This is a genomic window from Nocardioides sp., assembly GCF_036401255.1.
Lineage (GTDB): Bacteria > Actinomycetota > Actinomycetes > Propionibacteriales > Nocardioidaceae > Nocardioides.
In genome coordinates this window covers 1-1,874 of the sequence record NZ_DASWVI010000310.1, presented here as the reverse complement: position 1 = coordinate 1,874, position 1,874 = coordinate 1, and the positions used below count along the sequence as shown (strand labels likewise).

The 1,874-nt window shown below is 73.5% G+C and carries 2 protein-coding genes; one reads left to right on the top strand and one right to left on the bottom strand.

All coding sequences use genetic code 11. From position 1 onward, the window contains the following. Window positions 1-128: 128 nt before the first annotated feature. A complete protein-coding gene (locus VGD85_RS14575) occupies window positions 129-635 on the bottom strand; it encodes a mycothiol transferase (RefSeq protein ID WP_331064165.1) in 507 nt (168 codons plus the stop codon). Between the two features lie 43 nt (window positions 636-678). Here VGD85_RS14575 and VGD85_RS14570 point away from each other — a divergent pair, with 43 nt between their 5' ends. Next, complete coding sequence (locus VGD85_RS14570; RefSeq protein ID WP_331064164.1) at window positions 679-1,665, top strand: LLM class F420-dependent oxidoreductase; 987 nt, start codon at window positions 679-681, stop codon at window positions 1,663-1,665. The last annotated feature ends 209 nt before the right edge of the window (window positions 1,666-1,874 follow it).

Below are 1,874 nucleotides of genomic sequence, written 5' to 3'. Positions count from 1 at the left end.
CCGGCGCGGCGGCCGTCGGCACCGCCGCGGCGGCCGCGGGGGGCGGCGTCCTGGTCGTCGTGGGCACCGTGGCCGCGGCGATCGCCGTACCGTCGTTCGTGCGCTACCGGCTCAGCCGGTCCGCCGGGTCAGCGGGCTAGGAGCAGCCCGCGGAGGTAGGCCGCCTGACCGACGTGCTGGGCGTCGTCGTCGACGATGCTGACCAGGCGCACGCCGCGCGTGACCGGCGGGTCCCAGTGGGTGTCGACGACCTCGTCGAGGTCCTCGTCGCTCAAGCCCCGCACGTAGGCCACCGTCGCCTCGTGGGTGGCCCGCAGGTAGCCGGCCAGCAGGTCCCGCGTGGCGCGGACCTTGCCGACCTGCTCGCTGGAGTGGCCGTAGCCGTGGTCGGCCGGGTCGATCGGCAGCCCGAAGCGGTCCACCCAGCCGCCCGTGTGCCACACCTGCTCGGTGCCGGCGAGGTGGGCGATCTGGGCGTCCTGCACGCGCGCGGTGTGCCAGATCAGCCAGGCGATGGAGTTGGTGTCCGGCGCCGGGCGGTGGGCGAGCTGGTCCTTGTCCAGCCCCTCGACCGCGGCGATGCCGTTCTCGAGGATGCGCTCGAAGAGGTCGACGAAGACGTCCGCAGTGTTCATGGGACCGACGTTACGACCATCCGCCGACGGGTACCCGTGCGCCATGACGCGCTTCGGCTACACGTTGATGACCGAGCAGAGCGGGCCGCGCGAGCTGGTGCGCTACGCCGCCGCCGCGGAGGACGTCGGGTTCGACTTCGAGGTGATGAGCGACCACTACTCGCCGTGGCTCACCGAGCAGGGGCATGCGCCGTACGCCTGGGCCACGCTCGGCGCCATCGCGCAGGCGACGTCGCGGGTCGGGCTGATGACCTACGTGACGTGCCCGACGATGCGCTACCACCCCGCGGTCGTCGCCCAGAAGGCCGCCACCGTGCAGATCCTCTCCGAGGGCCGGTTCACCCTCGGCCTGGGCAGCGGCGAGAACCTCAACGAGCACGTGGTCGGCGACGGGTGGCCCGCGCTGCAGGCCCGGCAGGCGATGCTGCGCGAGGCGGTCGAGATCATCCGCGAGCTGCGCACCGGCGAGCTCGTGGACTATCGGGGCGACTACTTCGAGGTCGACTCCGCGCGGCTCTGGGACGTCCCCGACGAGGGCATCGAGATCGGGCTGGCCGTCGCCGGCGACCGGGCGATCGAGGCCTTCGCGCCGCTGGGCGAGCACCTGATCGGGGTCGAGCCGGACGCCTCGCTGGTCGAGGCCTGGAACGCCGTCGACGGCGCGCCGCGGATCGGTCAGCGGGCCCGGGCGATCGGGCAGATCCCGATCTGCTGGGATCCCTCGCCGGAGGCCGCGGTCGCGCGCGCCCACGAGCAGTTCCGGTGGTTCGGCGGCGGCTGGAGCGTCAACGCCGACCTGCCGACCCCCGCCGGCTTCGCCGGTGCCACCCAGTTCGTGCGGCCCGAGGACGTCGCCGACTCGATCCCCTGCGGGCCGGACCTGGATGCGATCGTCGACGCGGTGAGCGCCTACTGGCAGGCCGGCTTCACCGACATCGCGCTCGTGCAGATCGGCGACGACGGCCAGGAGCGGTTCCTCGCCCAGGCCGCCGGGCCGCTGCTGGAGAGGCTGCGGGCCGCCGCGCCGTGACCCACGCACCTGACACAAATGCTCCCGGCGGCGTGGCGGGGCGACATTTCTGTCGGGTGCGTGGGGGTCGGCCGCGGTACCGTCGCCGGCATGACCTGCGGACGGCGCAACCATGGGCGTTGACGAGCCCGGGCTCCCGACCCTGTTCTCCTGGGCGGGCGGCTACGAGCCGCTGCGCCGGATGATCGACGCGTTCTACGACCGGGTCG